This is a genomic window from Aquimarina sp. Aq107, from assembly GCF_943733665.1.
Classification (GTDB): domain Bacteria; phylum Bacteroidota; class Bacteroidia; order Flavobacteriales; family Flavobacteriaceae; genus Aquimarina.
Genome location: NZ_OX030782.1, coordinates 255,133 through 278,441 on the forward strand (window position 1 = coordinate 255,133; position 23,309 = coordinate 278,441).

Consider the following 23,309-nt stretch of genomic DNA (forward strand, 5'->3'; position numbering starts at 1 on the left):
GTATCGAGTTTTCATTTATTTCGACAAGGCAAACATAGATGCAGTTCCAAATAAGATTCGGTTAGGAAGTGTTTATTTTCGGTTGTAAACGTTTGTAGTCGTTTGTTTCTTTGTTTTAAGAATGATTTCTTCGAGTATTGTGAAAAATGATTTTAAAAGTTTATTTTTAAATAATAATACACTATTGATCAACATACATAGAATGAGAACAAAGCAAATAGCAGATCGATTTAGAGAAGTGATATTAAACGGTGTTTGGATTGCTAATACTAATTATAAAGATCAATTATCAAACATAACTTGGAAACAGGCTAATACTAAGGTTGGATCACTAAATACGATAGCTTTACTCACTTTTCATATTAATTATTATGTGTCTGGAGTTTTAAATGTTCTCAATGGAGGGCTTCTAGAGATAAAAGATAGTTATAGTTTTAATGCACCTGAGATTACCTCAGAAGAAGATTGGCATAGATTGCTTAATGATTTATGTACTAACGCTGAGGAATTTGCTAACTTAATTGAGGCCATGCCAGATGATCAACTAGATGAGGTTTTTGTTGATGAAAAATATGGAACTTATCAGAGAAATATAGACGCAATGATCGAGCATAGCTACTATCATTTAGGTCAAATTACATTAATCAAAAAAATGATAGCTAATGAATGATTCCATTATAGAAATATTGAAAACAATATTTGAAAGAGATTTAACCAAATTAAGAGTAGAAATAGAGTCCTATTCTAAAGAAGAAACTATGTGGATTGAGACGGAAAAAATTAGTAATTCTGCAGGAAATCTTAGCTTACATCTAGTAGGTAATTTAAATACATATTTAGGAGCTGAATATGGTAAAACTGGATATGTTAGGCAAAGAGATAAAGAATTCTCTCTGAAAAACGTTTCCAGAGTCGAGCTGATTTCTATGGTTAATGAAACTATGAAGGTGGTAAACGATTCATTAGATATGATTACTAAAGAAGATTTACAAAAGGAATATCCTAGAATACTGATGGACAATAATCCCAGTACCCAAAGATTTCTAGTGCACTTAACAACTCATTTAACGTATCATCTAGGTCAAATAAATTATCATAGACGAATATTAGACGTGTAGGGGTTATCAAGTTGGGGTATTCTATTGCTATTTAAGTTTTTTAGGATAGTAAAAAATACAGTATCTTCATAAGAAATCTTAGGTTTGTTATGAAGTGTATATATGCAATGATCATTCTTGTTTTTTGTACAGCTTGTTCTGGTAATGATGATGATGAACAATCAGTAACAACAATCCCTTTTTTATTTGAAGATGGGTTTGAAACACAAGGTGACGATATCGATGAACTTTTTGTGTCTGATGGAAGTAGATGGACAAATCTACAACGCACGAATCCATCAAATGAAATTTCGATAGCTACAACCACATTTTCCGAAGGTCAAAATTCAATTCGATTATTGGCTTTACCATCTGATAATATATTATCTAAAATGGATATCGAAAAAGAAGGGTTTCGTGCTTTTTCTGGTGATGTAATAATTATTGAAGCTGATTTCTATCTAAATACGACAGTTAATATTGAAAATTTACTCTTAATAGATCTTGAATGTTGTTCGTGTTGGGATCCTTCTGTGGTTGGTGATCCATCAACGGATTCTGAAAACCAATGTCCTGGAGTCCGTTTGATGATGTCCGGAGGAAATGATTTCTTGTCCATTGAGAGAGGAAAAATCTCAGGAAGTACCTTAGAACAAACAACATTTAGTTTTCCGAGAAACGAATGGGTTTCTGTAAGGTGGGAATTGACATTGTCCGATACGGATACTGGTATAAATAAGTTATTTATTAATGGCGATGAGGTTATTACAAGGAATGCTATGAATATGCCCAATCCAGAAGTTTTTAGAGATGTTTTTGCCGAAAATGGAATAGAATTTAATTTACAAGAACCTGTCTTTTACGAAAGAGTACAAGTTGGAGTTACTGCTAATCCTACATCAGAAAATATAGAGCTGTTCGTAGATGATTTTTCGATTACAATCAATTAAAAAATATTTGATTGTATATACCTTTTAGTATGATATAGGATATATTAGACTGAGAAAAATATTAGAAATCCGTATTAAATTTATGCCAACGGAATTGAAGAAGAATGATGATTTTTTTGGTTTATTAAAAGAATCAAATTTATAACTGATTCTTTTCGTGATTGCTGGTTGGATACAGTATATTTATCATAGTATTTTAAAAATAGATATTTAATTTTTTTTTTAATTCATGCAATGGTAGCTAAACTGTTAGAAGCTGAATTTTCTTTTCAGAAACCAGAAGTCAAAAGATTGAATGGTTATGATAACGTAAATTACATCGTTAAAACCAATACAGAGAAATATATATTTAAAACATATTCTTTTGATAAAGAATTGTTTTCTGTTCTCAAAGCAGAAAATGAATTACTACTACACCTTCAGCAAAAGGAAACAAATACATTTCCGAAACCTATCGCTTTTACAGATGGTAGTTTAATAAAACTAGTAGACATTGATGGGAGTAAGATGATTTGTAGGATGCTCTCGTTTCTGGACGGATCTTTTTTAGGAGATATCAATCCAAACAAAGAATTAATGTATTCTTTAGGAGGTTTTCTGGCAGAAATGAATCTTAAATTTCAAGAATTTGATAGTTATGTGTTACAAGCCAGGCAATGGGAGTGGGATATTCAGTACGTGTATTTAAATAAAAAATATTTGGATGATATTTCGGATCCTCGTGATAAGAATATAGTTGATTATTTTTTTCAACAGTACGAAGAAAATGTGGTTCAGATACTACCAGAGTTAAGAAAGCAGATAATTCATAACGATGCTAATGAATGGAATATTCTTATAAAAAATAATCATGTTTCTGGAATTATTGATTTTGGAGATTTAGCGCATTCTCAGTTAATAAATGAAATAGCGATTGCAATTACATATAGCTGTTACGATAAAGAAACTCCTTTGGATTGGGCGTCTTCTCTTTTAAAAGGATACCATAAAATACTTCCTTTAGAAGAAAAAGAAATCAAAGTACTGTATTATCTTATTGCAGCAAGACTTTGTACCAGTGTATGTAATTCTGCCCATTCTCGAAAAGTAAATCCTGACAATGTTTATGCCACGGTAAGCGAAAAATATGCTTGGCAAATGTTATATAAATGGATGAGAATTAATCCTATTAAGGCCGAGAATGTTTTTAGAAGAGCAATAGGTTTTTTACCTATTGAAAACCCATTAACTACAGAAGAACAAATAAAAAGAAGGCATACCAATATAAGTCCTATTGTTAGTTTAAGTTATGAAGAACCCATCTCGATGAGTCGTTCCGCTTTTCAATATATGTATGATACCGATGGGAATACTTTTTTGGATGCTTATAATAATATTCCACATGTTGGACATTCACACCCAAGAGTAGTAAAAGCAGGACAAAAACAAATGGCGAGATTGAATACCAATACTAGGTATTTATATGATTTACTACCTACTTATGCAGAGAAGTTACTATCAAAATTTCCGGATTCGCTTTCTAAAGTGTTTTTTGTAAACTCAGGAAGTGCAGCTAGTGATTTAGCAATGCGAATGGTATATGCTCATACGGGATATAAAAAAACAATGGTTATGGAACATGGGTATCACGGTAATACGCAGATTTCTATTGATATAAGTGATTATAAATTTAATAACCCAAAAGGTCAAGGACAGAAAGGAAATATTCTAAAAACTCCAATTCCTGATACGTATAGAGGGAAATATACTGAACGAAATGCAGGTGAGTTATATGCAGAAGATGCAGTGAAACAAATAGAAAATTCTAGTACTCCGATTGGGGCTTTTATAACAGAACCAGTTGTGGGGTGCGGAGGACAAGTACCTCTTGCTGCTGGATATCTAAAAAAAGTATATCCAGCAATTAGAAAACAAGGAGGAGTTTGTGTCAGTGATGAGGTGCAGACAGGTTTTGGACGTTTAGGAGACTATTTCTGGGGATTTGAATCACAAGATGTTGTCCCAGATATGGTGATTGTTGGAAAGCCAATAGCAAATGGACATCCTATGGGAGCTGTTATTACCACAGAAGAAATAGCTCAATCTTTTGGTCAAGGTGTAGAGTTTTTCAGCTCTTTTGGGGGTAATCCTGTTTCTTGTGCAATTGGATTATCAGTCTTAGATGTTATAGAAGAAGAAAAATTACAGCATAATGCTAAACAAGTAGGAGATTACTATAAATCTCTACTATGCGATCTTCAAAATAAATATGATTGCATTGGAGATGTAAGAGGGTCAGGATTGTTTTTAGGTATAGAAATTATAAAAGCAGAAAATAACGAAACGAATAAGACATTAGCACATCATATTAAGAACGAATTACGGAATAAGTTTATACTAATTAGTACAGATGGACCAGATGATAGTGTCTTGAAAACGAAACCTCCTTTGTGTTTTACTAAAGAAAATGCAAAAGAAGTAGTAGATACTATCGATGAAATATTAGAAAGGTATTATGATAAAAATTAGAAAGTGCTAAAAACGATTTCTTTAAGATTACCAAAATTTAAACTTGAAATTTACAGTATCATTATTCTGATTACTGTTGGATGTAAAGAGCCCAAAAAGGAGACGATTACTATTGCTGCTGCGGCTAATATGCAATACGCAATCGAGGAAATTTCTAACGCATTTACAAAACAAACAGGAGTGCCTTGTGAATTGGTAATTAGTTCTTCAGGAAAATTAACAGCACAAATTATAGAAGGCGCACCATATGATATTTTCGTTTCTGCAAATATGAAATATCCAAATGAAATTCATGAAAATAAATTAGCCTTAGAAACTCCTAAAGTTTATGCATATGGACAATTGGTGTTATGGTCTATGGATCAAGAATTAACTCCTTCTTTAGAAATATTGACTGATAGCCGCGTTGTTAACGTAGCGATAGCAAACCCTAGAACAGCACCATATGGTAAGGCAGCGGTAGAGATACTAAACAAAAATAACATATATGATGCTGTGGCGGACAAATTGGTTTATGGAGAAAGTGTTTCTCAGACGAATCAATTTATACTATCCAAATCTTCTGAAATCGGTTTTACTGCAATGTCCGTAGTGTTATCTAAAAAGATAAAAGATCAAGGGCGATGGATTCCTCTTGATAAAAAAGAGTATACGCCAATCGAACAAGGAGCCGTTATGATTAAAAGAGAAATTCAAGATTCTACGAATATTAGAAAATTTTATGAGTTTCTTTTTTCTAAAGATGCTAGAGAAATACTAGAAGATTTCGGATATTTAGTAGTTGAATAATGAATGTTTTCTCAGGGCATATATCAGATATACAGGTAAGCAAAAATTTATCGATGGTTTCTATTGAAATAAATGAGTATATAAAGCTCAAAACTATTTTAGTCGAAACTCCTGATACTGCTCCTTATCTGCACAAAGGGAATTTAGTGAAGTTATTGTTTAAAGAAACCGAAGTAATCATTAGTAAAGATGATTCATCTTTAATTAGCATTCAAAATAAAATTCCTGCGACAATAAAAAAGTGTGATAGTGGAGTTTTATTAAGTAAGATAACTTTACGCACAGCTATAGGAGATATTGTCGCTATAATTACTACAGAAATTTTAAATGAACTTTCATTGAAAGAAAATTTAGCAGTAATTGTGATGATTAAGGTAAACGAAATTATGCTTTCTAAATGATAGATTGGGGGCCAATCATATTAACTACTAAACTTGCATTAGTAACGACAGTTGTTTTGCTGGTAATTTCAATTCCATTGGCCTATTGGTTAGCATATTCAAAATCTAGGATTAAACCGATTGTAGAAACCCTAGTAAGTATGCCGTTAGTATTGCCGCCAACCGTATTGGGATTTTATCTATTAATGGTATTTAGTCCAGGAAACAGTCTTGGTAGTTGGTTACAGGATGTTTTTGGAATTCGATTAATTTTTTCATTTTCAGGATTAGTGATAGGATCAGTTATTTATAGCCTTCCTTTTATGGTTGGACCTATTCAATCTGGTTTATCTGGTTTATCTAGTTCTTTACAGGAGGCTTCCTATGTGTTAGGTAAATCTAAAATGAAAACACTTATTAGTGTTTTATTACCAAATATAAAACCTTCTATATTAACAGGGATTGTATTGGCTTTTGCTCATACTGTTGGTGAATTTGGGGTTGTTCTAATGATTGGGGGTAATATTCCTGATAAAACGAAAGTGGTTTCAATAGCAATATATGACGAAGTTGAAGCATTAAATTATAGCGGTGCAAATATGTATTCATTGCTATTGTTTATAGTAACCTTTGTGATTTTATTATTGGTGTATTTAATTAACGGAGGATATTTAAAACGGTTTTGGAAATGATAGAAGTTACCATTGATAAGAAGCTCCAAACGGCTGAAGGAAATATGAAGCTTGATATTCGATTGAGTATAGAGAAAGGGCAATTGGTTACTTTATATGGGGCTTCTGGAGCAGGAAAGACATCAATTCTTAGAATCATCGCTGGGTTGCTTTCGGCAGATAGTGGACAGATTGTAGTAGACGGTACATATTGGTTAGATGATAATAGAAAGATCAGTTTTAGTCCTCAACAACGTAGAATTGGATATGTTTTTCAAGATTATGCCTTATTTCCAAATATGACAGTGCAAGAAAATCTAGAATTTGCCTTAGGAAAAGGTCAAGACAAAAGTGTTATTGAAGAATTGATTTCTATAGTAGCTTTGGATAAACTTAAGAATAGAAAGCCAAATACATTATCAGGAGGTCAACAACAAAGAGTGGCATTGGCTCGGGCATTGGTTCGCAAACCAAAGGTTTTATTGTTGGATGAACCCTTGTCTGCGCTTGATATAAAAATGCGTAGCAAATTGCAGGATTATATACTAAAAGTACATCGAGAATATGAGCTAACCACAATTTTGGTAAGTCACGATATTGGAGAAATTATTAAGATGTCTGATAAAGTATATTGTCTTGAAGATGGTAAGATAACTAAAGTAGGAGATTCGTTATCCGTTTTTACGGATAATCAACTAAGTGGTAAATATCAGTTTACAGGAGAAGTGATTAACATAGAATCGGAAGATGTTGTATTCATAGTTACAGTTCTTATTGGTAATAATGTAGTTAAGGTCATCGCACAGGAATCGGAAATTAGTAGTCTAACTATTGGAGATAAAGTTGTTGTAGCTTCTAAAGCTTTTAATCCTGTACTTATAAAAATTTAAGAATCTATGAAAGTTGAAAAAGTAAGTTTACCTAAGACTTCATTACTACTTAAAAACAAGTATGATTATTCTGATAGTTTTAAAAGTGAGTTTACGGATAAAGAGGATGTCGTAGATATCTTAGTAATCACTAAATCCTTTTTTTCTACTTCTCCTAAATGGATTGAAAAACTATTTGTGTTAAGAAATCAGATAGTTGCAGTTTTTGGACTTAAAACTGGAGATAGCCTGGATAAGAGAAAAGAAACATTAAATAATTTTAAAGGAGAGATCGGAGATAAAATAGGGATTTTTAAAGTATTTGATAAATCGGAGAATGAAATTATTCTGGGAGAAGACGATACGCATCTTAATTTTAGAGTTTCTCTACTCTTAGATTCAAAACCTAATTCGAGTAAAAATCTTACTATTTCGACAATTGTAAATTTTAATAATTGGTTTGGGAAATTGTATTTTTTACCTGTAAAACCATTTCATAAACTCATTGTTCCAACCATGCTTAAAAGTACTATTAGAGGATCAATTGCTCCGAGTCAGTAATAGAATTACCTTTATAAACTAGTTTCCATCCTAAGGAATTGGTAAGAATGTAAATCTTTTGTAGCTCACTAATTAAACGATTTTCTGCATTAGATTTTAGTGTAGAGGCTTCTATCTTTTTGTTAAGCTGTCTCGTAACTTCTTTTTGTATGAGGTTATGATCTTCAGGACTGAATTGATTAAAAAAATCTTCTTCTAGATCGTGATATTTTATGTTGGGATTGATGTTAATCTCAGCTTCAGGGATACTGGTAATTGTAAGTGTCTTATTAGTTTGATCGATTTGGTGTTTGATCTTGCTTAAGTCATAGGAAACGGTAACACCAGCATTTACCACAACAATAGCCTTTTTTTCAGCAGTCAAAATATCCAAGTAATATTTTTTGGCATCTTTATAGGTAATAACTTCGGAGAAATGCCCTTCGGTAACAACTAATTTCCCAACATTTTTTATTTGGTCAAGTATAAGATCAGAAGACTCTAATTCAGTTTTTTGGGATGTAGCTTGATTGATAAAATAACTAATGCCAACTGCTATGAATGCAGCAATTAAGGCACCAAGAAGAAAATTACGCATATTTTTATAAGTCAGGTTTTTTATAAAAATACATAAAAAAATAGCCTCTCCATTATAGAAAGGCTATTATGATATCAATAAGGATAAAATGATTATTTTAATTCTGGAGGGTATTTCTCTAGTATTGCAGATACAATTTGATTCATTTTTTCCTGTTTTTTGTCTACTTTTTCGGTTAAGGCTGCTGTTCCCATTCCTTGCCAAATTAATTCATTTTTTGAAGCATCAATAAGATCTATATATAATGTTCCTTCTGTCGTTCTAGATACAGTATTAAAACCGCTGTTCCAAAACCAAGGATTCCAGCCCCAGCCGTAACCAAATCCAAAATTATTTTGATAAATATTTACGTTTTCCTTTGTTTTTGTAAAGATGCTAACCAATACATCCGGGTTTTCAGATTTTGTAAAACCTTTAGCGGTCATATCAGATTCAATAGCTCTTAAAATGCGTTTTTTGTCTAGGTCACTGATTTCAGCTTTATCTATACCTGGTTTAAAAAAGGCATAGCTTTTGTAACCATTAAAATTAGTTTGCTTATCATAATCAGATGCTACTCTAACAGTAGAGCAAGAGCCAAGTGTAATGATAAGGATCAGTGATAAAAGAGAGAAAAATTTCATAATCCTGTGTATTAAATGTTCAACAATATTTTTTTAAAAATATGCACAACAATCGTACCATGAGTAAGATAGAGTTACTCTTTAATGTACTTATTTGTTTTTTTATCATAGCCATAGGGACAATGCCTACAACCGCTCTCGCAACAATAACCTCTTTTTAAATGGTATTGTTCCGTAAAACATCGGTACCCTTCTGGAGTAAGATAATAGTCTCCTTCTTCGGGTTTTAGTATTCTTTTTGGATTGCTCATCGATACAAAAATACTATCTTGCGCTAAGATGCCAATTGTAGTTAACAAATATTTGATAGGTCGTCATTTTGTAGGAATCGCACTTTGGCCTTTTATTGTGGTTAAAAATCACCATTTAAAGGAAGATGCAGTTTTTATAAATCATGAGAAGATTCATCTAAAACAGCAGTTGGAGTTGTTGGTATTACCATTTTACTTCTTGTATCTAGTAGAGTATATTGTCCGATTACTTCAGTATAAAAATTCTAGAGAAGCTTACCGTAATATTTCTTTTGAAAGAGAAGCGTATGAAATGGAAGCTGAGCTTTCTTATCTAAAAAACCGAAAACTCTGGAGTTTTACTAAATACTTATAATACCCTATGAATTTTTTTTCTTTGGTAGTAAGAGAATCAAAAAATGAAGAAATAGTGCATCCTATTTTAAAACAAGCAGGAGTGTCTATTCACATAAAAAGAGAAGATCTTATTCATGATCATATTTCGGGAAATAAATTCAGAAAACTTAAATACAATCTTTTAGAGGCTAAAAAAAAGGGTTTTAATAGAATACTTACGTTTGGTGGAGCTTATAGTAACCATATTTCTGCTACTGCAGCTGCAGGTAAATTAGTGGGGTTAGATACAGTTGGGGTTATTAGAGGAGAAGAATTAGCAAAAAATTTATCACATACGCTATCGCAGAATGATACCTTACGTTTAGCATCACATAATGGTATGCGACTAAAGTTTGTTAGCAGAAAAGATTACAAAGAAAAAACATCAGAACCATTTTTGGAAATGTTGAAAAAAGAATTTGGCTCTTTTTACTCTGTTCCAGAAGGAGGTACAAATGAGTTAGCAATAGAAGGGTGTAAAGAAATTTTAACTGGGAAGGATGAGATATTCGATTATGTATGTTGTGCGGTGGGAACTGGAGGTACTATCTCTGGGATTATCAATGCTAGCCTCGAGCATCAGAACATTATTGGATTTCCTGCGTTAAAAGGAGATTTCCTTTCTGATGAAATTAAAAAATACACTCATAAAACAAATTGGAGTTTAACGGATGAGTATCATTTTGGAGGGTACGGTAAAATAAATCTAACATTAATTGAGTTTATGAATAGATTTAAAAAAGAACAAAATATTGCTTTGGATCCAATCTATACAGGAAAGATGATGTATGGTGTTTTTGATAAAATAGAGAAAGGGTTTTTTACAAAAAATACTCGTATTTTAGCCATTCATACAGGAGGATTGCAAGGTATTTCGGGTATGAATAAGAAGCTAGGTAAAAAGAAGCTTCCGCTTATTAGAATTTGATATGAACGTGAGGAGAATTATAACGTTGTTTTGTATAGCTACATTCATTGTTTCTTGCGGAGGTAGTAAAAAAGCAACTACTTCTAGAAGAACCAAAACTGCTTCTAGAAAAACTGAAGTAAAAAGAGAGGTAAAAGAGGTTAAAGAAGAGGTAGTTAAACCGAAAAAACCACTAACTACAGTTTCTTACAAAGAAAAAGTTCAGAATTATATATTTGAGTATGTAGGTATTGCCAAGCACGAGATGATTCAGTACGGTATTCCTGCAAGTATAACATTAGCTCAGGGAATTTTAGAATCAGGCGCTGGTTACGGAGACCTTACCAGTAAGGCAAAAAACCATTTTGGGATTAAATGCCATGATTGGACAGGTGATAGAGTGTATCACGATGATGATCGATCCCAAGAGTGTTTTAGAAAATATGATGAAGCAAGTCACTCTTTCAGAGATCATTCTTTGTTTTTGAAGAATAGAAAACGCTATGCAAAACTCTTCACCTACAAGCAAGATGATTATAAATCCTGGGCTTACGGGTTACGAGCTGCTGGCTATGCTACGGACAAAAAGTATCCTGTAAAGTTGATAAGTATTATAGAACGTTATAACTTAGATGCATATGATGCTGAGGTCTTAGGGAAAGATTACAACTATCAAAAGCCTAAAAAGACAAAACCGGTTAATGCGAAAAATGGAGAGTATGTGGTGCAAAAAGGAGATACATTATATTCCATATCGAGAAGATACAACTTAAAAGTTACAGAGTTAAAAGCATATAATAATTTAAAAGATAATGCAATCACCATAGGGCAAGTGCTTAAAGTACAAGAACCCGACGATGATTCTGAAGAATTTTAATCCAGTATGATTTATAAAAGAAGTAGTACTCTATTTAGAGAGGCTCAAAAAGTTATTCCAGGTGGAGTTAACTCTCCCGTTCGCGCATTTAAGGCAGTTGGAGGAGATCCAATTTTTGTAAAAGAAGCAAGAGGAGCTTATTTGTATGATGAAGATGGAAATCGATTGATAGATTATATTAATTCTTGGGGCCCAATGATTCTTGGTCATGCACATCCTCCAGTTGTAGATGCTGTAGTTGAAAAAGCTAAAAAAGGAACAAGTTTTGGGATGCCAACAGAAATTGAGACTAAGATTGCGGAGTTGGCAGTATCTATGGTTCCTAATATTGATAAGATTCGATTTGTAAATTCTGGAACAGAAGCTTGTATGAGTGCCGTTCGATTAGCAAGAGGATTTACCAAAAAAGATAAAATAATCAAGTTTGCAGGTTGCTATCATGGTCATAGTGATTCTTTTTTGATTCAGGCGGGTAGTGGAGCGGTTACTTTTGGAAGCCCAAATAGTCCAGGAGTTACAGAAGGAACTGCAAAAGACACGTTACTGGCTAGATATAATGATTTAAATAATGTAGAAGAAATTATTACTTCTAATAAGAATGAAATTGCATGTATTATTATTGAGCCTGTAGCAGGTAATATGGGATGTATTCCTCCATCTAAAGGTTTTTTAGAAGGATTAAGATCTCTTTGTGATACCCATAATATTTTGTTGATTTTTGATGAGGTAATGACTGGGTTTAGATTAGCAAAAGGAGGAGTACAAGAATTGTATGGAATCAAAGCTGATATTGTAACTTTTGGGAAGGTAATTGGAGGAGGTCTTCCGGTAGGTGCTTTTGCTGCTAGAGAAGAAATAATGAATCACCTAGCACCCTTGGGGCCAGTATATCAAGCAGGAACTTTAAGTGGTAATCCATTGGCAATGGCTGCTGGATTGACAATGCTGACTGAGTTGCATGAAAATCCAAATATTTTTGATAGTATCGCAAAAAAGACCGAGTATTTACATAAAGGTATTGCTAAGGTATTAACGGAAAAAAATATAGTACATACGATTAACAGAGTAGGTTCGATGATTTCTGTTCATTTTTCTGAGAATCCTGTGGTAGATTTTGAAAGTGCCGCAGAAGGGAATAATGATACTTTCAAGAAATTCTTTCATGGAATGTTAAATCAAGGTATATATATTGCACCAAGTGCTTTCGAAACCTGGTTTATCACGGAGGCATTAACTTATGAAGATTTAGATACTACTATAAGTGCGGTAGCCGTCACAGCAGGTAGTTTATAAAAAATAAAAAGCCGATCTAATCTAGATCGGCTTTTTATTTTTTATAAACGATGGATTAATCTTTTATTTTTTAGGATCCAGTATTAGTGAGATTCTTTCTGTAGCATCCTGTAAATGATAACGCGTCATTCTATCAGAAGTTCTACCTATTGCGCTATTAATATTTCTTTGTAAGTTTTTTAATTCTGCCCTAACAATAGGTCTGATGTCACTTTGCGAAACATCTACATTAGTACGTCGTACAAAACGTCTAAAGTTAGCTGGAATTGGTGTTTGCTCTTTTGTCATCAAAAACTCCAATCTTTCTAAGTATGCGCGTTGTAAATTTCGACGATATACATCAATTGATGCTCCTGTTCTTAACTCTTTCCAAATACCAGATCGCAATTCTGTCATCATATCTATTAATGAATATGCATTTCTTGCATTTAGAGCTTCGTTTTCAATTAACCGTGCCATTCTACCTTGGTCCAGTAAATTGTTTAATGTTCTAGTTTGAAATCCACGAACGCGTTCTACACTACCTGCAGACTCTATTTTATTAAAAATAGTAGCATCCAATAACCAGTCTGGAGTAGTAAATAACTGTTCTTGTAAGAACTTCATGGCACGTTTTTGATTTTCTTTAGTTACGTGTGTATAAACAGCCCCTTCTTGATCATAGGTCTTGTAGTATTCATATACACCACCAATATTAGAAGAAACATGTCCCATATATCTATTATATTGACTTAACACTTGTCCATACATCGTTTGTAAGTCACTGTAATTTTTACCGTCTTCTGCAGTCCATTTGATTAGATTAGGAATAATTCTTTTTAAGTTGGCAATACCATAAGTACTAGCTTTTACTGCATCATCACCAAGATCTTCTGTTTGTGAGCTAGGGTCAATTACACCAAATTGTTGTCTCCCAAAACGATATTTAGGGTCATCTGCGTGTTTTAATATCCAGCTATCCAAAGTTTTTTTCTCTTCTTCAGGAGTTGTATTAAGAATTGGTCGGTATCCCCATTTTATAGAATATTTGTCATAGATTCCAATTTCTGGCATGAGTGCAACATCTCCATCACCTGGTTGAGCAATATAATTAAAACGAGCATAATCCATTATAGATGGTGCAGTTCCGTATTTTTTAGTAAAAGCAGGATCACGTAATGATTCTACTGGGTATGCAACACTACTTCCCATATTATGAGGCAATCCTAATGTATGGCCTACCTCATGAGAAGATACGAATCGTATTAACCTACCCATAACTTCATCTTTAAAAGCTACGCCTTGTGCGTCTGGGTTGATCGCTGCAGTCTGTACAAAAAACCAGTTACGTAATAGAGTCATTACGTTATGATACCAGTTGATGTCACTTTCTAAAATTTCTCCAGATCTTGGGTCACTTACATGTGGTCCATTTGCATTAGGTATAGGAGATGCTAAATAACGTACTACAGAGTAACGTGCATCTTCTGGACTCCAATCTGGATCTTCTTCTTTAGTAGGCGGGTCTTTAGCTATAATAGCTTCTTTAAAACCAGCTTCTTCAAAGGCTACTTGCCAATCTTCAATACCTTGTTTGATATATTTAACCCATTTTTTAGGAGTGGCGCGATCTATATAATAGACAATTTGTTTTTTTGGAACAACCAATTCTCCTCTATTAAATTTTTCGATATCTTCATCGCGTACTTCTAATCTCCATCTATCTAAATAGCGTATCGTTTTACTTTCCTGTGCTTCTAAACCATAATCAGTTTGTCCTCTGGCGAACCAACCGACTCGTTGGTCAAATATTCTGCGTTTCATAGGTGTTTCCGGAAGTAAAATCATAGAATTACTCATTTCTAGAGAAATAGTTCCAGTACTGGCATTAGAAGGTGGTGCTCCGGCATTGTATGTTTTTACGTGTCGTGTTTCTATATTAAGAGGATAACTTCTTATCGAGTCTATATAGGAAAGGCTAGCATCTAATCGAGTGATCTTGTATCTTTTTCTTCTTGAAGCTGGAAAACCAATGGCTTTTACATCTTTTTTAAATAAGTCTGTAACATCAATTACTGTAGCATTATTTACAGAATCTTTATGAAAAGCTTTTATTGGAAACGAAAATAATACCGGCTCGAAATTCGAATTCTCAACGGCTTCATGGATTGGTAAAGAATCTGCAGCATAAATCTGATGTGATACCACTCTTAATAATACTTTTTTGTTCTTTCTTTGCCATCTAAGTACCTGTGTGTTTTGTTTTCCACCACCAAAACCAATACCCGTAGCGGTTTTGGCAATTCTGGTTACCATCAACATTTCTCTGTTAAATAGTGAATCTGGAATTTCGTAAAAATATTTATCTTCTATATTATGAACGGTGAAAAGTCCTGGATCACTTTTAGCTTTTTTTGTAATAACCTCCTTATAAGGTTTAATAGCATTTTTGTCTTTGCTAGGTTTCTTAGCTGCTGCGGTAGCAGGCTTTTTATTTTTTTTGTTTTGTAATGAAGAGCAACTAGAAAGCGTTACTGTAAATACCAATAAAAGGTATAATGTATTTTTGAGCATGAGTTAATTTTTATCGGCCGAAGATAAAGAAATAACTATGGCGCAGTAGTGAAAGGAAAGTTAAAGCCTAAAATCAAGACAATTAGTGTTCTGTGGATTGCCAATTTCTGTTTCTTATAATTAGAATAATTGCACTACATTTAATCCTCAATTATAAAGTTGTTTATGCGGTATACTTTGATTCATCGTTTACTTAGAATGTTTTTGTATTTATTTGTTTGCATCTATGTTGTTTGGGTTGGAGTAGTTGTAGAACCAGATACTATGAGTTATGTTGGTCTTTCTTTGATTACGCCGCCAGGATATGGAACTTTTCTTTTTGTTTTTAGAAAATTGTTTGGAGAAGCTCATTATTACTATGTTATAGTATTTATTCAATTAATTTTAAGTTTTGTTTCTTGTTTGTATCTGGTTAAAACGATTAAAAAGGTGTTTGATTTAGATTATCGATTGATATTGTTGATCGAAGTGATGTTATTGGCGCCTGTAGTAATTCCTGAATATTTGACAGTAAATCGTATTGTGACACAAGGATTAGCTTTTCCTTGTTTTTTGATGATTTCTTCATTTTTGATACAATATCTTTTCTTGAAAAGTAAAAGAGTTATAATGATGTTGTTGCTAAGTATTTTTGTTGGATTGTTAATACGAACTCAGTTTTTCTTTATACTTCCAGTACTATTTTTAATATTGGTATATAGAGGATATGTGAATAAAAAAATTAAGCAATATTTGATTCCAATAGTATTTGTGTTGCTGATGCCGCTACTGGTTTCTGTGACTCAGAAAACCTTTAATTATATAGTTCATGATAAATATATAAATATTTCTAGTACAGGGCTTCAGGTAATGATTATGCCATTTTTTGTAGCTGATCAAAGTGATTATAAAATTTATGAAAATCTTAAAATTCAGGAGTATTACAAGCATATGTATTCCTTAGCCTTTGAGCGTAAACTTTTGGATGATTTTTATAAGCCGGTAAATGATAATGTATTTCATCATTTTGATTATAATTTTGTGAATATATCTTACGGTGTGTTTTCAATTGAAGGGAGAAAGTTTTTAATGCCATCTGATCCAAACTCTCATGAAGCTTTGATTGAAAATGATAAGGTATTAATGAGTATGTGGCTACCGTTGTTGTTTGATAATTTTTGGAAATGTGTGGATCTCTTTTATAAAAATGTAGCGAATGCTTTTGGAGGATTTTACATGATATGGTTGTCCCTTTTATTACTGATAAGCTCATTTTATATTTGGATAAAGCGAAAAGAAAAAATTGCTTTACTAGCTTTTGTATTCTTGTTGCTTACTTTTAGTAATGTGTTGTTAATTTGTGTTGTACAGCATAGTATTGGTCGTTATCTAATATATCACCAATGGATGTTACCAGTATTGTTTGTGTTGTTATTAGATTTGATGATTAAACAAAAAAAACACATTCAAATCGAAGATGAGTCCTCTTGAGATTGATGTACAACCTGTAGTGTAGTATCATATAAATCTAATTGTAATACTTTTGCCTTTAACCAGGCATAAAAACTCATTGCAAAAATATCCTCTTGATCGGGGCTATTCTGAATTAAAGAATGTTCTATTTTTAATATAAATTCGTCGGTTTTTATGGTATGGCTATTAAAATAAAAGCTGGTAGCTAAGGATAAAAATTCTAAAACTCTGTGTTCATTATTATTAATTAAATAAGAACGGTGCTTTTTTCTAAAACTTTTCATTCTAGAAGTCACTAAATCCAAATGATCTAACTCTATGTGTAATAGTATTTCCGTTAGATTTTTCTTTATAACCCATATAATCCCTGCTTTTTCTGTGTACCAAACATCGCTATGATGCAATTCATTTAGAAGTCTTAGTGCTTCTTTGGAACGTGATTGTTGAAAGTAAAAAACAATTAGCGTTAATTTTAAATCTAATATATAAGTAGTTTGATCTTTAAAAAGCTTATAGTTAAAATTTTCTAAGGGTAGTATGGCTTCCTTGGCTTTTCCAGTATAATTATCATTTAGTACCCTTAAGAGTGTGAGTTGAGGGAGAAATCTTTTGTAATATTTTTTCTTCTGCTTAAGCATTTGCACCTCCATTTGCTTTAGGTATTTATAGGAAGTGGTAAAATTTTTATTTCTGAAATAAGAATTAGCAACATAATAGAGAATCTGGATGTGGTAGAATAGATGCTTATCCGTAAGTTGTTCTTTTGATTCAATTTGTTTATATGTTTTTTCTACAAAAGAAAGAAGCGAATAGAAATTTCGAGTAACATTTGCTGCTCGATTGGTAATATCAAGAATCTTAAATAATGATCGAAAAGTTAGATCATTAGTAACCGATATATCGAATTGATTTAAAGAGTTTTTAATAATCAACGATATATTATTACTGTTTTGTGAAAGCTCATTTTGAATGTTAGCATAAAAAAGGTTTAGATTCTCCTCTTGTTGCAATAAAGTTTGATTTCTTTTAAAATCTTGTATTAAGGATACTAAAGTTGTATTTGGATCGACATGTGCATATTGGATTTTTGTGTAATGTATCTCGTGTAATACGCTAAAAAGGTCAAATGTTTTGGCTTTTAGCTCTGCCTTTTTTATTGTTTTTAGGGCTATTTTATATTGTTTTTGTTCAAAGAAAATTCTACTTGCCAGAAGTAGCTTAAAAATCTCCATTTCTTCAGAAGTTTCGGTTTCAAAACTTTTGGTAGCAATAAAATCAATAAGGCTATCATGTAATCTTTTACAAAGCGCGTGATAAGCGCCTTTAGCACTCTTTCCATATATTTTCACATCTAAATCTTTATGATTGGATGATGTGTCTAGAATCTTAAATAACTGGATGTTTTTGGTGTCGTTTCTTTTGTTTTTATGTTTTAGATAATTAATGAAACTCTTTTTTTCTTCAATAGATAAAGTAGCTATTATAGAAGAAAGTGGATTCATTATATCGTAAGTATTTTAAATAAAAAAACCTTTTTTTAAAGTCTAATTTAAATAAAAATTATAATTATATCGTAAGTTTTTTATAAAAATTGAGTTTTTAAACTCATCAAGTCGCCGCAAATTTGCCCTGTTCAAAACAAATAATTGAAATAAAATTTAATCATCAAAATTAATTATTATGGATTACAAGTTTAGCAACGAAGTAACAGAAGAAATTGTAAATGATCAAGTTGATAAAAATGAAATCAAAATATATGATCAAAAACCGACACCAGCTTTTATAGGAGCATCTTGGGTAGCATTATTCGCAGGTATGGTGTCATTCTGTACGGGTTTATGGAATGCAGATATGCTATTAAATGAGAAAGGATATTATTTTACTATTTTACTATTCGGATTATTTTCTGCTGTATCCGTTCAGAAAAATGTGCGTGATAAATTAGAGGGATTGCAAGTTACTGAAATCTATTATGGAATTAGCTGGTTTGCCGCGTTAGCATCTATTGTTTTGTTAATTATAGGATTATGGAATGCGGATCTGGATTTAAGCGAAAAAGGTTTCTACGGGATGTCATTTACGCTAAGTTTATTTGCAGCGATTGCGGTACAGAAAAATACGAGAGATAAAAAATTCATTGAGGCAAAAGAAGTGTAATTGGAGAGTAAATCAAAAGGAGGGACTACAATATTGTAGTTCCTTGTTTTGATGATTAGAAAAGGCAGCTATGACTGTAGCTGCCTTTTTTTTGTATAGTTCAATAATGAATTAATAATTCAAAAATGTTTAAAAAAATAGTAATTGTATGTTTAATATCAATAACAGTTTTTTCACAGGATAAGGGAACTGCTATATACTTAAAAGGAAATGAAAACTTTAAAAAAGGAAAGTACAAGAAAGCGATAAAAAATTACACCCAGTTAATTGAAAAAATTGACATAGATCTTGTTAGGAAAACAGGATATATTAATCGTGGATTATCAAGAGATAGGTTAAAGGAATATGACCTTGCTATTCTTGATTTTACAGAGGCTATAAAACTTGATAGCACAGACATGGCTTCTTTTGTTGATAGAGGGCTGTCTAAAATGCACGCAGGATATCTAGATCAGGCTAAAGCAGATTATAACTATGTTATTGATAAAAATAATAATAATAAAATGATGGAAGCATCAATATATTGGATAGCGAGAATTAACTATTCTCAAGGGAAATACCGAGAAGTAATTAAGAACTGCGATGAGTACTTTAAAATTAACTCAACGGACCCTGAGCTTTATTTAATTAGAGGAACTGCTAATGATATACTTAGAAACTTTGAGCAATCGATTATAGATTATACCAAGGCGATAGAATTTTATCCAAATTATTTTCAGGCATATGCGAATAGAGGTACAGCTAAGATTAATTTGTTAACAGGGAGTGGTAATATTCAACCTTCAAAAAAACAAACAAAAAGTGCTTGTGAGGATTTAGAAAAAGCCAGAAGCTTAGGTGATACCACTGTTGAAGACCTAATTTATATTTATTGTAAAAAGAAGTAAAATAAAAAATAAGTCATTTTTATCGATTTATAATGAAGAATATTGAACAAAATTCAAAGAACAAGCCGACTTTGTTTTTAATAATAGGGGTTCTGGTTTTCGCTTTTGGAATTCCTTTTGGAGTTTATGGTCTAACTCTTAGTGGTGGAGCTAGTTTAGGAGGAGCACTAATTTTGAGTGGAGTGGCTCTTTTTGTACCTTTTTTTATAATAGATCGAATTCTGATAAAGTATATAAAACCTCTCGAACTTTCCTTGTTAGAGCTAATTTTTAGCTTAATTATTTTACTCTGTTATAGTGTTCAATAATTAATCTCTAAATAGCCTTAAGGCTGCAGGTTTCTATGTGCTATCTAAATAATTACAACTTTCTAATCATCAAAATTATGAGTTCAAAATTTAATAAAGAATTAAAAGAATTGGTTGGGGATCAAGTAATCTCCTTAGAGATCGCAGATAAGATATCTACATATTATGATCAGAAACAGGGAGCTAAATCTAATAAACTGTTTACGATATTTGGAATTTTTGGTGCGTTGTTAGTTGGATCTGGAATTATTCTAATGTTAGCTCATAATTGGGATGATTTTTCAAGGTTAACAAAAACTATATTGGCATTTGTTCCTTTAATCATTGGTCAGTGTATTGTTGGTTTTTCGATTTTGAAAAATAAAGGACGTGCCTGGAAAGAAGCTTCAGGAACTTTTTTATTTTTTGCAGTAGGCGCCAGTATTTCTTTAGTAAGTCAGATTTATAATATATCTGGAGATTTAGGAACATTTTTAAAAACTTGGACGATACTATGTCTGCCGTTAATTTATTTGCTTAGGTCTCATGCAGTAGCACTTCTTGTCATTTTGTCAAGTACATATTATGCTGCAGAAGTTGGTTTTTGGAGCTATAGAAACCGTAGTATTCCTTGGTGGTATTTTATTTTTATGTTAGGTGTCATACCACATTATTGGTTGCAGCTAAAAAATAATATATCTAGTAATGCAACTACAATTCTTAACTGGATCATTCCTGCTAGTACTATGATTGGTTTAGGAGCATTCATCAAAGGAAATGAAGAGCTAGGTTTTATAATGTATGTTACTCTTTTCGGAGTTTTCTATAATATTGGGAGATTGTCAATATTTAAAAAATTAAGAACACTTAGAAATGGATTCTTAATAATTGGTTCTCTAGGAACAATCATTCTATTAATGATGTTTACATTTAAATGGATATGGGAAGAGATGCATGATGCAACTATGTATCAGGCACAAGAATTCTATATTTCGGTGGTGTTAGCTGTAATAGCAATTTCTACTTTGTTATATAATGTTGTGAAAAATGGCATTAAGTCTATAAACCTATTCCAAGTTTCATTTCTAATATTTTGGGTGTTGTTTTTCGCACTTTCTCATATGGAGATAATACCTATGATTTTAACTAATATGTTGGTTTTTGCCCTTGGAATTACTGCAATTAAAATTGGAGTTGATAAATTTAATTTTGGAATTCTTAATTATGGGTTATTGATAGTTTCTATACTCATTATATGTAGATTTTTTGATACAGACATGAGTTTTGTTGTGCGAGGGTTGTTGTTCGTAATAGTTGGGTTAGGGTTTTTTCTAACCAATTATATAATGCTAAAAAAGCAAGAAAAAGATTCTAATTTATAAAAGTAAAATATATGAAAATCATTTATTTATTTATCCTATTTATTGTGATTGCATTGGCTCAAATTTTTGTACCGATTCAGATGATAATGAACAATGAGGATGCATTAGTATCAGGAACAGTTTATAAATTTAAAACAAGACCTGTTGATCCTACAGATCCCTTTAGAGGGAAGTATATTACATTACAATATGAGATGGATCACTTCGATACTAAAGATACTACATACGTGGTAGGAGAAGAAATCTATATTTATCTTAAGAATGATCAAGAAGGATTTGCTGATATTTCTGAGATCAGTAAAATACCTATAGAAACGAAAAAAGATTATGTGACTGCCAGAGTAACATATTATTACAATGGTAAAGTGAACTTTCAATTACCGTTCAATACTTTTTATATGGAAGAGACAAAAGCATATGACGCCGAAATGGCTTATGTCGAAGCAAATAGAGATAGCTTGTCTAATAATATATATGCCCTAGTATATATCAAGGATGATCATGCAGTTCTTAAAGATGTTTTAATAGATGATATACCTATAAAAGAATATGTAGAAAAATGAAATATAGAAATTAGATTAAACCTTTCTTTATAATCGTAGTCCTACTAATGAAGAACAATAAAAGGTAATTATTATGAAGACATTATTGAAAACATTAGTAATCGGAATTATGTTATTTACATTAACGGCCTCTTGTGCAACTACGGTAAGGGTTCATCCGGCAAATAAAGTAGCTGTTGCCAAGATGCATAAACCAAGAGTTGTAGTACATAAAAATGTAAGATATTATAGAAGTAATGGTGTCTGGTATGTAAAAAAGAATAGAAGATATGTAAAAGTTACTGCTCCGGTTGGTTTGCGTATAAGTACTTTACCTAATGGATATAGAACTGTTAAGGTAAGAGGTGTACGATACTATAAGCATAAAGGAGTATTCTACAAGAAATCTGGAAGAACTTTTGTAGTAGTAAATGTGTAATAAGTTTTGGATTGAGTTGGTTAGTTTAGTTAAGAAAATTCCTTGAGGTTTGATAAAAAAACCTCGAGGTTTTTTTATTACCAAGCTTCTTCAATTTTTATTCGCTTTCCGTTTTGGTAAGAAGCAATAAACGCACCTCTGAAACCTAAGCCTACCAATTCTCTACGAAATTTTTTAGCTTCAGCTAATGAAGCAAAATTACCCAACGCATATTTATTAAAACTTCCTGCTTTGATTTGTTTAAAATTCACAAACTTATCAGAGTATAGTGATAAATCTTTTTCTTCAAAAGCCCCAATCTGAACCGCATAAACAAGTTCTCCTTGTAAAGATGCTTTTTCCTGCTGTTCACTAGCATTGTTATTCGTTGCATTGATCTCTTGATCCATAGATAAATTCTTAATAGTCTCTTCGAGTTCAGCAATCTTATTTTTAAGTATGTCGGATTTTGCTTTAGATTCACTTTTAGCAATCAAGTTATCAGGAGTGTTAAACTTCATAAAATAGATAGTTCCTGCTACTCCTAAAAGAGCAATAATTCCTAAAATTATTGTAGCAATTTTAAATTTTCTACTATTTTCTTGTTCCTCTCTAAGAGCTTTGGTATGAGTATAGTTAGTGGCTCTTTTTTCTTCTTTAGCATTGTCGATTTGAACTTGAAAATCTAGTAGTTCATCATCACTGATATAAGGCATGAGTTGTGGTTTTAATGTGTTCAAATATAGTTGATTATTGTTTTACCCAAAAATTAAATTACTGATAAACCGTAATCATTGTTTTAATAGTACGTGTTTTGATAGGGTTTTGACAAAGAATTTTTGCGATAAAATATCTGTATTGATATGTAGGATTTTTTGTCAATAAAAATAATAAATATTGAAA

Annotated in this window: 26 protein-coding genes; 20 read left to right on the plus strand and 6 right to left on the minus strand. The window is 31.9% G+C overall.

Annotated features, from left to right (window positions below):
• Positions 1–202: 202 nt before the first annotated feature.
• The 9 genes from NMK29_RS01075 (at position 203) to NMK29_RS01115 (ending at position 7,825) form a co-directional block, all read left to right on the plus strand.
• Positions 203–670 carry a DinB family protein gene (locus NMK29_RS01075; protein ID WP_108805491.1) on the plus strand — a complete coding sequence of 156 codons (468 nt, stop codon included), beginning with the start codon at positions 203–205 and terminating at the stop codon, positions 668–670.
• On the plus strand, positions 663–1,118 hold the full coding sequence (locus NMK29_RS01080) for a DUF1572 family protein (protein ID WP_108805233.1): 456 nt from the start codon (positions 663–665) through the stop codon (positions 1,116–1,118). The genes NMK29_RS01075 and NMK29_RS01080 overlap by 8 nt, the downstream gene beginning before the upstream one ends.
• Positions 1,119–1,207: 89 nt before the next feature.
• Complete coding sequence (locus NMK29_RS01085) at positions 1,208–2,047, plus strand: hypothetical protein (protein WP_159092338.1); 840 nt, start codon at positions 1,208–1,210, stop codon at positions 2,045–2,047.
• A gap of 234 nt (positions 2,048–2,281) precedes the next feature.
• On the plus strand, positions 2,282–4,555 hold the full coding sequence (locus tag NMK29_RS01090; RefSeq protein ID WP_108805235.1) for an aminotransferase class III-fold pyridoxal phosphate-dependent enzyme: 2,274 nt from the start codon (positions 2,282–2,284) through the stop codon (positions 4,553–4,555).
• Positions 4,556–4,558: 3 nt separating this feature from the next.
• On the plus strand, positions 4,559–5,344 hold the full coding sequence (gene modA / locus NMK29_RS01095) for a molybdate ABC transporter substrate-binding protein (protein ID WP_234424334.1): 786 nt from the start codon (positions 4,559–4,561) through the stop codon (positions 5,342–5,344).
• Between the two features lie 53 nt (positions 5,345–5,397).
• A complete protein-coding gene (locus NMK29_RS01100) occupies positions 5,398–5,745 on the plus strand; it encodes a molybdopterin-binding protein (RefSeq protein ID WP_234424335.1) in 348 nt (115 codons plus the stop codon).
• Positions 5,742–6,416 carry a molybdate ABC transporter permease subunit gene (gene modB / locus NMK29_RS01105; RefSeq protein WP_108805237.1) on the plus strand — a complete coding sequence of 225 codons (675 nt, stop codon included), beginning with the start codon at positions 5,742–5,744 and terminating at the stop codon, positions 6,414–6,416. Before NMK29_RS01100 ends, modB begins: the two co-directional genes overlap by 4 nt.
• Positions 6,413–7,285, plus strand: a complete 873-nt coding sequence (locus NMK29_RS01110; protein ID WP_108805238.1) for a sulfate/molybdate ABC transporter ATP-binding protein — start codon at positions 6,413–6,415, stop codon at positions 7,283–7,285. The genes modB and NMK29_RS01110 overlap by 4 nt, the downstream gene beginning before the upstream one ends.
• A gap of 6 nt (positions 7,286–7,291) precedes the next feature.
• Entirely contained in the window at positions 7,292–7,825 is a 534-nt protein-coding gene (locus NMK29_RS01115; protein WP_108805239.1) for a DUF2867 domain-containing protein, read from the plus strand.
• On the opposite strand, the gene NMK29_RS01120 is transcribed toward NMK29_RS01115, so the two are convergent.
• The 3 genes from NMK29_RS01120 to NMK29_RS01130 all read right to left on the minus strand — a co-directional run bounded on the left by NMK29_RS01120 (position 7,797) and on the right by NMK29_RS01130 (position 9,276).
• Positions 7,797–8,402, minus strand: a complete 606-nt coding sequence (locus NMK29_RS01120; protein ID WP_027395350.1) for a DUF4230 domain-containing protein — start codon at positions 8,400–8,402, stop codon at positions 7,797–7,799. The two genes, NMK29_RS01115 and NMK29_RS01120, sit on opposite strands and share 29 nt — an antisense overlap.
• 92 nt (positions 8,403–8,494) lie before the next feature.
• Entirely contained in the window at positions 8,495–9,025 is a 531-nt protein-coding gene (locus NMK29_RS01125) for a DUF4136 domain-containing protein (RefSeq protein WP_108805240.1), read from the minus strand.
• Between the two features lie 74 nt (positions 9,026–9,099).
• Positions 9,100–9,276 (minus strand): DUF5522 domain-containing protein, encoded by a 177-nt coding sequence (locus NMK29_RS01130; protein ID WP_159092339.1) that lies wholly within the window; start codon positions 9,274–9,276, stop codon positions 9,100–9,102.
• A gap of 28 nt (positions 9,277–9,304) precedes the next feature.
• On the opposite strand from NMK29_RS01130, the gene NMK29_RS01135 reads away from it, so the two are divergent.
• The 4 genes from NMK29_RS01135 to hemL are packed head-to-tail and all read left to right on the plus strand — an operon-like array spanning position 9,305 to position 12,728.
• On the plus strand, positions 9,305–9,631 hold the full coding sequence (locus NMK29_RS01135) for a hypothetical protein (protein WP_108805241.1): 327 nt from the start codon (positions 9,305–9,307) through the stop codon (positions 9,629–9,631).
• A 6-nt stretch (positions 9,632–9,637) separates the two neighbouring features.
• On the plus strand, positions 9,638–10,579 hold the full coding sequence (locus NMK29_RS01140; RefSeq protein ID WP_108805242.1) for a 1-aminocyclopropane-1-carboxylate deaminase/D-cysteine desulfhydrase: 942 nt from the start codon (positions 9,638–9,640) through the stop codon (positions 10,577–10,579).
• Between the two features lies 1 nt (position 10,580).
• Entirely contained in the window at positions 10,581–11,435 is an 855-nt protein-coding gene (locus NMK29_RS01145) for a glucosaminidase domain-containing protein (RefSeq protein WP_108805243.1), read from the plus strand.
• Positions 11,436–11,441: 6 nt separating this feature from the next.
• The gene (hemL, locus tag NMK29_RS01150; protein WP_108805244.1) at positions 11,442–12,728 is read left to right on the plus strand and encodes a glutamate-1-semialdehyde 2,1-aminomutase; all 1,287 of its coding nucleotides are present in this window, start codon (positions 11,442–11,444) and stop codon (positions 12,726–12,728) included.
• A 63-nt stretch (positions 12,729–12,791) separates the two neighbouring features.
• On the opposite strand, the gene NMK29_RS01155 is transcribed toward hemL, so the two are convergent.
• A complete protein-coding gene (locus NMK29_RS01155) occupies positions 12,792–15,281 on the minus strand; it encodes a zinc-dependent metalloprotease (RefSeq protein WP_108805245.1) in 2,490 nt (829 codons plus the stop codon).
• Between the two features lie 165 nt (positions 15,282–15,446).
• Between NMK29_RS01155 and NMK29_RS01160 the strand changes: the two genes are divergently transcribed.
• Complete coding sequence (locus NMK29_RS01160) at positions 15,447–16,751, plus strand: hypothetical protein (RefSeq protein WP_159092340.1); 1,305 nt, start codon at positions 15,447–15,449, stop codon at positions 16,749–16,751.
• On the opposite strand, the gene NMK29_RS01165 is transcribed toward NMK29_RS01160, so the two are convergent.
• Entirely contained in the window at positions 16,727–18,235 is a 1,509-nt protein-coding gene (locus NMK29_RS01165; protein ID WP_108805247.1) for a hypothetical protein, read from the minus strand. The two genes, NMK29_RS01160 and NMK29_RS01165, sit on opposite strands and share 25 nt — an antisense overlap.
• A gap of 178 nt (positions 18,236–18,413) precedes the next feature.
• Here NMK29_RS01165 and yiaA point away from each other — a divergent pair, with 178 nt between their 5' ends.
• The 6 genes from yiaA (at position 18,414) to NMK29_RS01195 (ending at position 22,427) form a co-directional block, all read left to right on the plus strand.
• Positions 18,414–18,890, plus strand: a complete 477-nt coding sequence (gene yiaA, locus NMK29_RS01170; RefSeq protein ID WP_108805248.1) for an inner membrane protein YiaA — start codon at positions 18,414–18,416, stop codon at positions 18,888–18,890.
• A gap of 125 nt (positions 18,891–19,015) precedes the next feature.
• Positions 19,016–19,777, plus strand: coding sequence for a tetratricopeptide repeat protein (locus NMK29_RS01175; RefSeq protein ID WP_108805249.1), 762 nt, complete (start codon positions 19,016–19,018; stop codon positions 19,775–19,777).
• A 32-nt stretch (positions 19,778–19,809) separates the two neighbouring features.
• Positions 19,810–20,085, plus strand: coding sequence for a hypothetical protein (locus tag NMK29_RS01180; RefSeq protein WP_108805250.1), 276 nt, complete (start codon positions 19,810–19,812; stop codon positions 20,083–20,085).
• A 77-nt stretch (positions 20,086–20,162) separates the two neighbouring features.
• Positions 20,163–21,446 carry a DUF2157 domain-containing protein gene (locus tag NMK29_RS01185; RefSeq protein WP_159092341.1) on the plus strand — a complete coding sequence of 428 codons (1,284 nt, stop codon included), beginning with the start codon at positions 20,163–20,165 and terminating at the stop codon, positions 21,444–21,446.
• An 11-nt stretch (positions 21,447–21,457) separates the two neighbouring features.
• Positions 21,458–22,009 carry a GDYXXLXY domain-containing protein gene (locus NMK29_RS01190; RefSeq protein ID WP_108805252.1) on the plus strand — a complete coding sequence of 184 codons (552 nt, stop codon included), beginning with the start codon at positions 21,458–21,460 and terminating at the stop codon, positions 22,007–22,009.
• Between the two features lie 73 nt (positions 22,010–22,082).
• Complete coding sequence (locus NMK29_RS01195; RefSeq protein WP_108805253.1) at positions 22,083–22,427, plus strand: DUF6515 family protein; 345 nt, start codon at positions 22,083–22,085, stop codon at positions 22,425–22,427.
• Positions 22,428–22,504: 77 nt separating this feature from the next.
• Here the strand turns inward: NMK29_RS01195 and NMK29_RS01200 are convergent, their stop codons facing one another.
• On the minus strand, positions 22,505–23,122 hold the full coding sequence (locus tag NMK29_RS01200) for an SPOR domain-containing protein (protein ID WP_108805254.1): 618 nt from the start codon (positions 23,120–23,122) through the stop codon (positions 22,505–22,507).
• Positions 23,123–23,309: the final 187 nt, after the last annotated feature.

Bases quoted from the DNA above. Each gene is read 5' to 3' on its own strand.
- NMK29_RS01075 (WP_108805491.1), top strand. From the start codon at position 203: ATGAGAACAAAGCAAATAGCAGATCGATTTAGAGAAGTGATATTAAAC.
- NMK29_RS01080 (WP_108805233.1), top strand. From the start codon at position 663: ATGAATGATTCCATTATAGAAATATTGAAAACAATATTTGAAAGAGAT.
- NMK29_RS01085 (WP_159092338.1), top strand. From the start codon at position 1,208: ATGAAGTGTATATATGCAATGATCATTCTTGTTTTTTGTACAGCTTGT.
- NMK29_RS01090 (WP_108805235.1), top strand. From the start codon at position 2,282: ATGGTAGCTAAACTGTTAGAAGCTGAATTTTCTTTTCAGAAACCAGAA.
- NMK29_RS01100 (WP_234424335.1), top strand. From the start codon at position 5,398: ATGGTTTCTATTGAAATAAATGAGTATATAAAGCTCAAAACTATTTTA.
- modB (WP_108805237.1), top strand. From the start codon at position 5,742: ATGATAGATTGGGGGCCAATCATATTAACTACTAAACTTGCATTAGTA.
- NMK29_RS01110 (WP_108805238.1), top strand. From the start codon at position 6,413: ATGATAGAAGTTACCATTGATAAGAAGCTCCAAACGGCTGAAGGAAAT.
- NMK29_RS01115 (WP_108805239.1), top strand. From the start codon at position 7,292: ATGAAAGTTGAAAAAGTAAGTTTACCTAAGACTTCATTACTACTTAAA.
- NMK29_RS01120 (WP_027395350.1), bottom strand. From the start codon at position 8,402: ATGCGTAATTTTCTTCTTGGTGCCTTAATTGCTGCATTCATAGCAGTT.
- NMK29_RS01125 (WP_108805240.1), bottom strand. From the start codon at position 9,025: ATGAAATTTTTCTCTCTTTTATCACTGATCCTTATCATTACACTTGGC.
- NMK29_RS01130 (WP_159092339.1), bottom strand. From the start codon at position 9,276: ATGAGCAATCCAAAAAGAATACTAAAACCCGAAGAAGGAGACTATTAT.
- NMK29_RS01135 (WP_108805241.1), top strand. From the start codon at position 9,305: ATGCCAATTGTAGTTAACAAATATTTGATAGGTCGTCATTTTGTAGGA.
- NMK29_RS01140 (WP_108805242.1), top strand. From the start codon at position 9,638: ATGAATTTTTTTTCTTTGGTAGTAAGAGAATCAAAAAATGAAGAAATA.
- NMK29_RS01145 (WP_108805243.1), top strand. From the start codon at position 10,581: ATGAACGTGAGGAGAATTATAACGTTGTTTTGTATAGCTACATTCATT.
- hemL (WP_108805244.1), top strand. From the start codon at position 11,442: ATGATTTATAAAAGAAGTAGTACTCTATTTAGAGAGGCTCAAAAAGTT.
- NMK29_RS01155 (WP_108805245.1), bottom strand. From the start codon at position 15,281: ATGCTCAAAAATACATTATACCTTTTATTGGTATTTACAGTAACGCTT.
- NMK29_RS01160 (WP_159092340.1), top strand. From the start codon at position 15,447: ATGCGGTATACTTTGATTCATCGTTTACTTAGAATGTTTTTGTATTTA.
- NMK29_RS01165 (WP_108805247.1), bottom strand. From the start codon at position 18,235: ATGAATCCACTTTCTTCTATAATAGCTACTTTATCTATTGAAGAAAAA.
- yiaA (WP_108805248.1), top strand. From the start codon at position 18,414: ATGGATTACAAGTTTAGCAACGAAGTAACAGAAGAAATTGTAAATGAT.
- NMK29_RS01175 (WP_108805249.1), top strand. From the start codon at position 19,016: ATGTTTAAAAAAATAGTAATTGTATGTTTAATATCAATAACAGTTTTT.
- NMK29_RS01180 (WP_108805250.1), top strand. From the start codon at position 19,810: ATGAAGAATATTGAACAAAATTCAAAGAACAAGCCGACTTTGTTTTTA.
- NMK29_RS01185 (WP_159092341.1), top strand. From the start codon at position 20,163: ATGAGTTCAAAATTTAATAAAGAATTAAAAGAATTGGTTGGGGATCAA.
- NMK29_RS01190 (WP_108805252.1), top strand. From the start codon at position 21,458: ATGAAAATCATTTATTTATTTATCCTATTTATTGTGATTGCATTGGCT.
- NMK29_RS01195 (WP_108805253.1), top strand. From the start codon at position 22,083: ATGAAGACATTATTGAAAACATTAGTAATCGGAATTATGTTATTTACA.
- NMK29_RS01200 (WP_108805254.1), bottom strand. From the start codon at position 23,122: ATGCCTTATATCAGTGATGATGAACTACTAGATTTTCAAGTTCAAATC.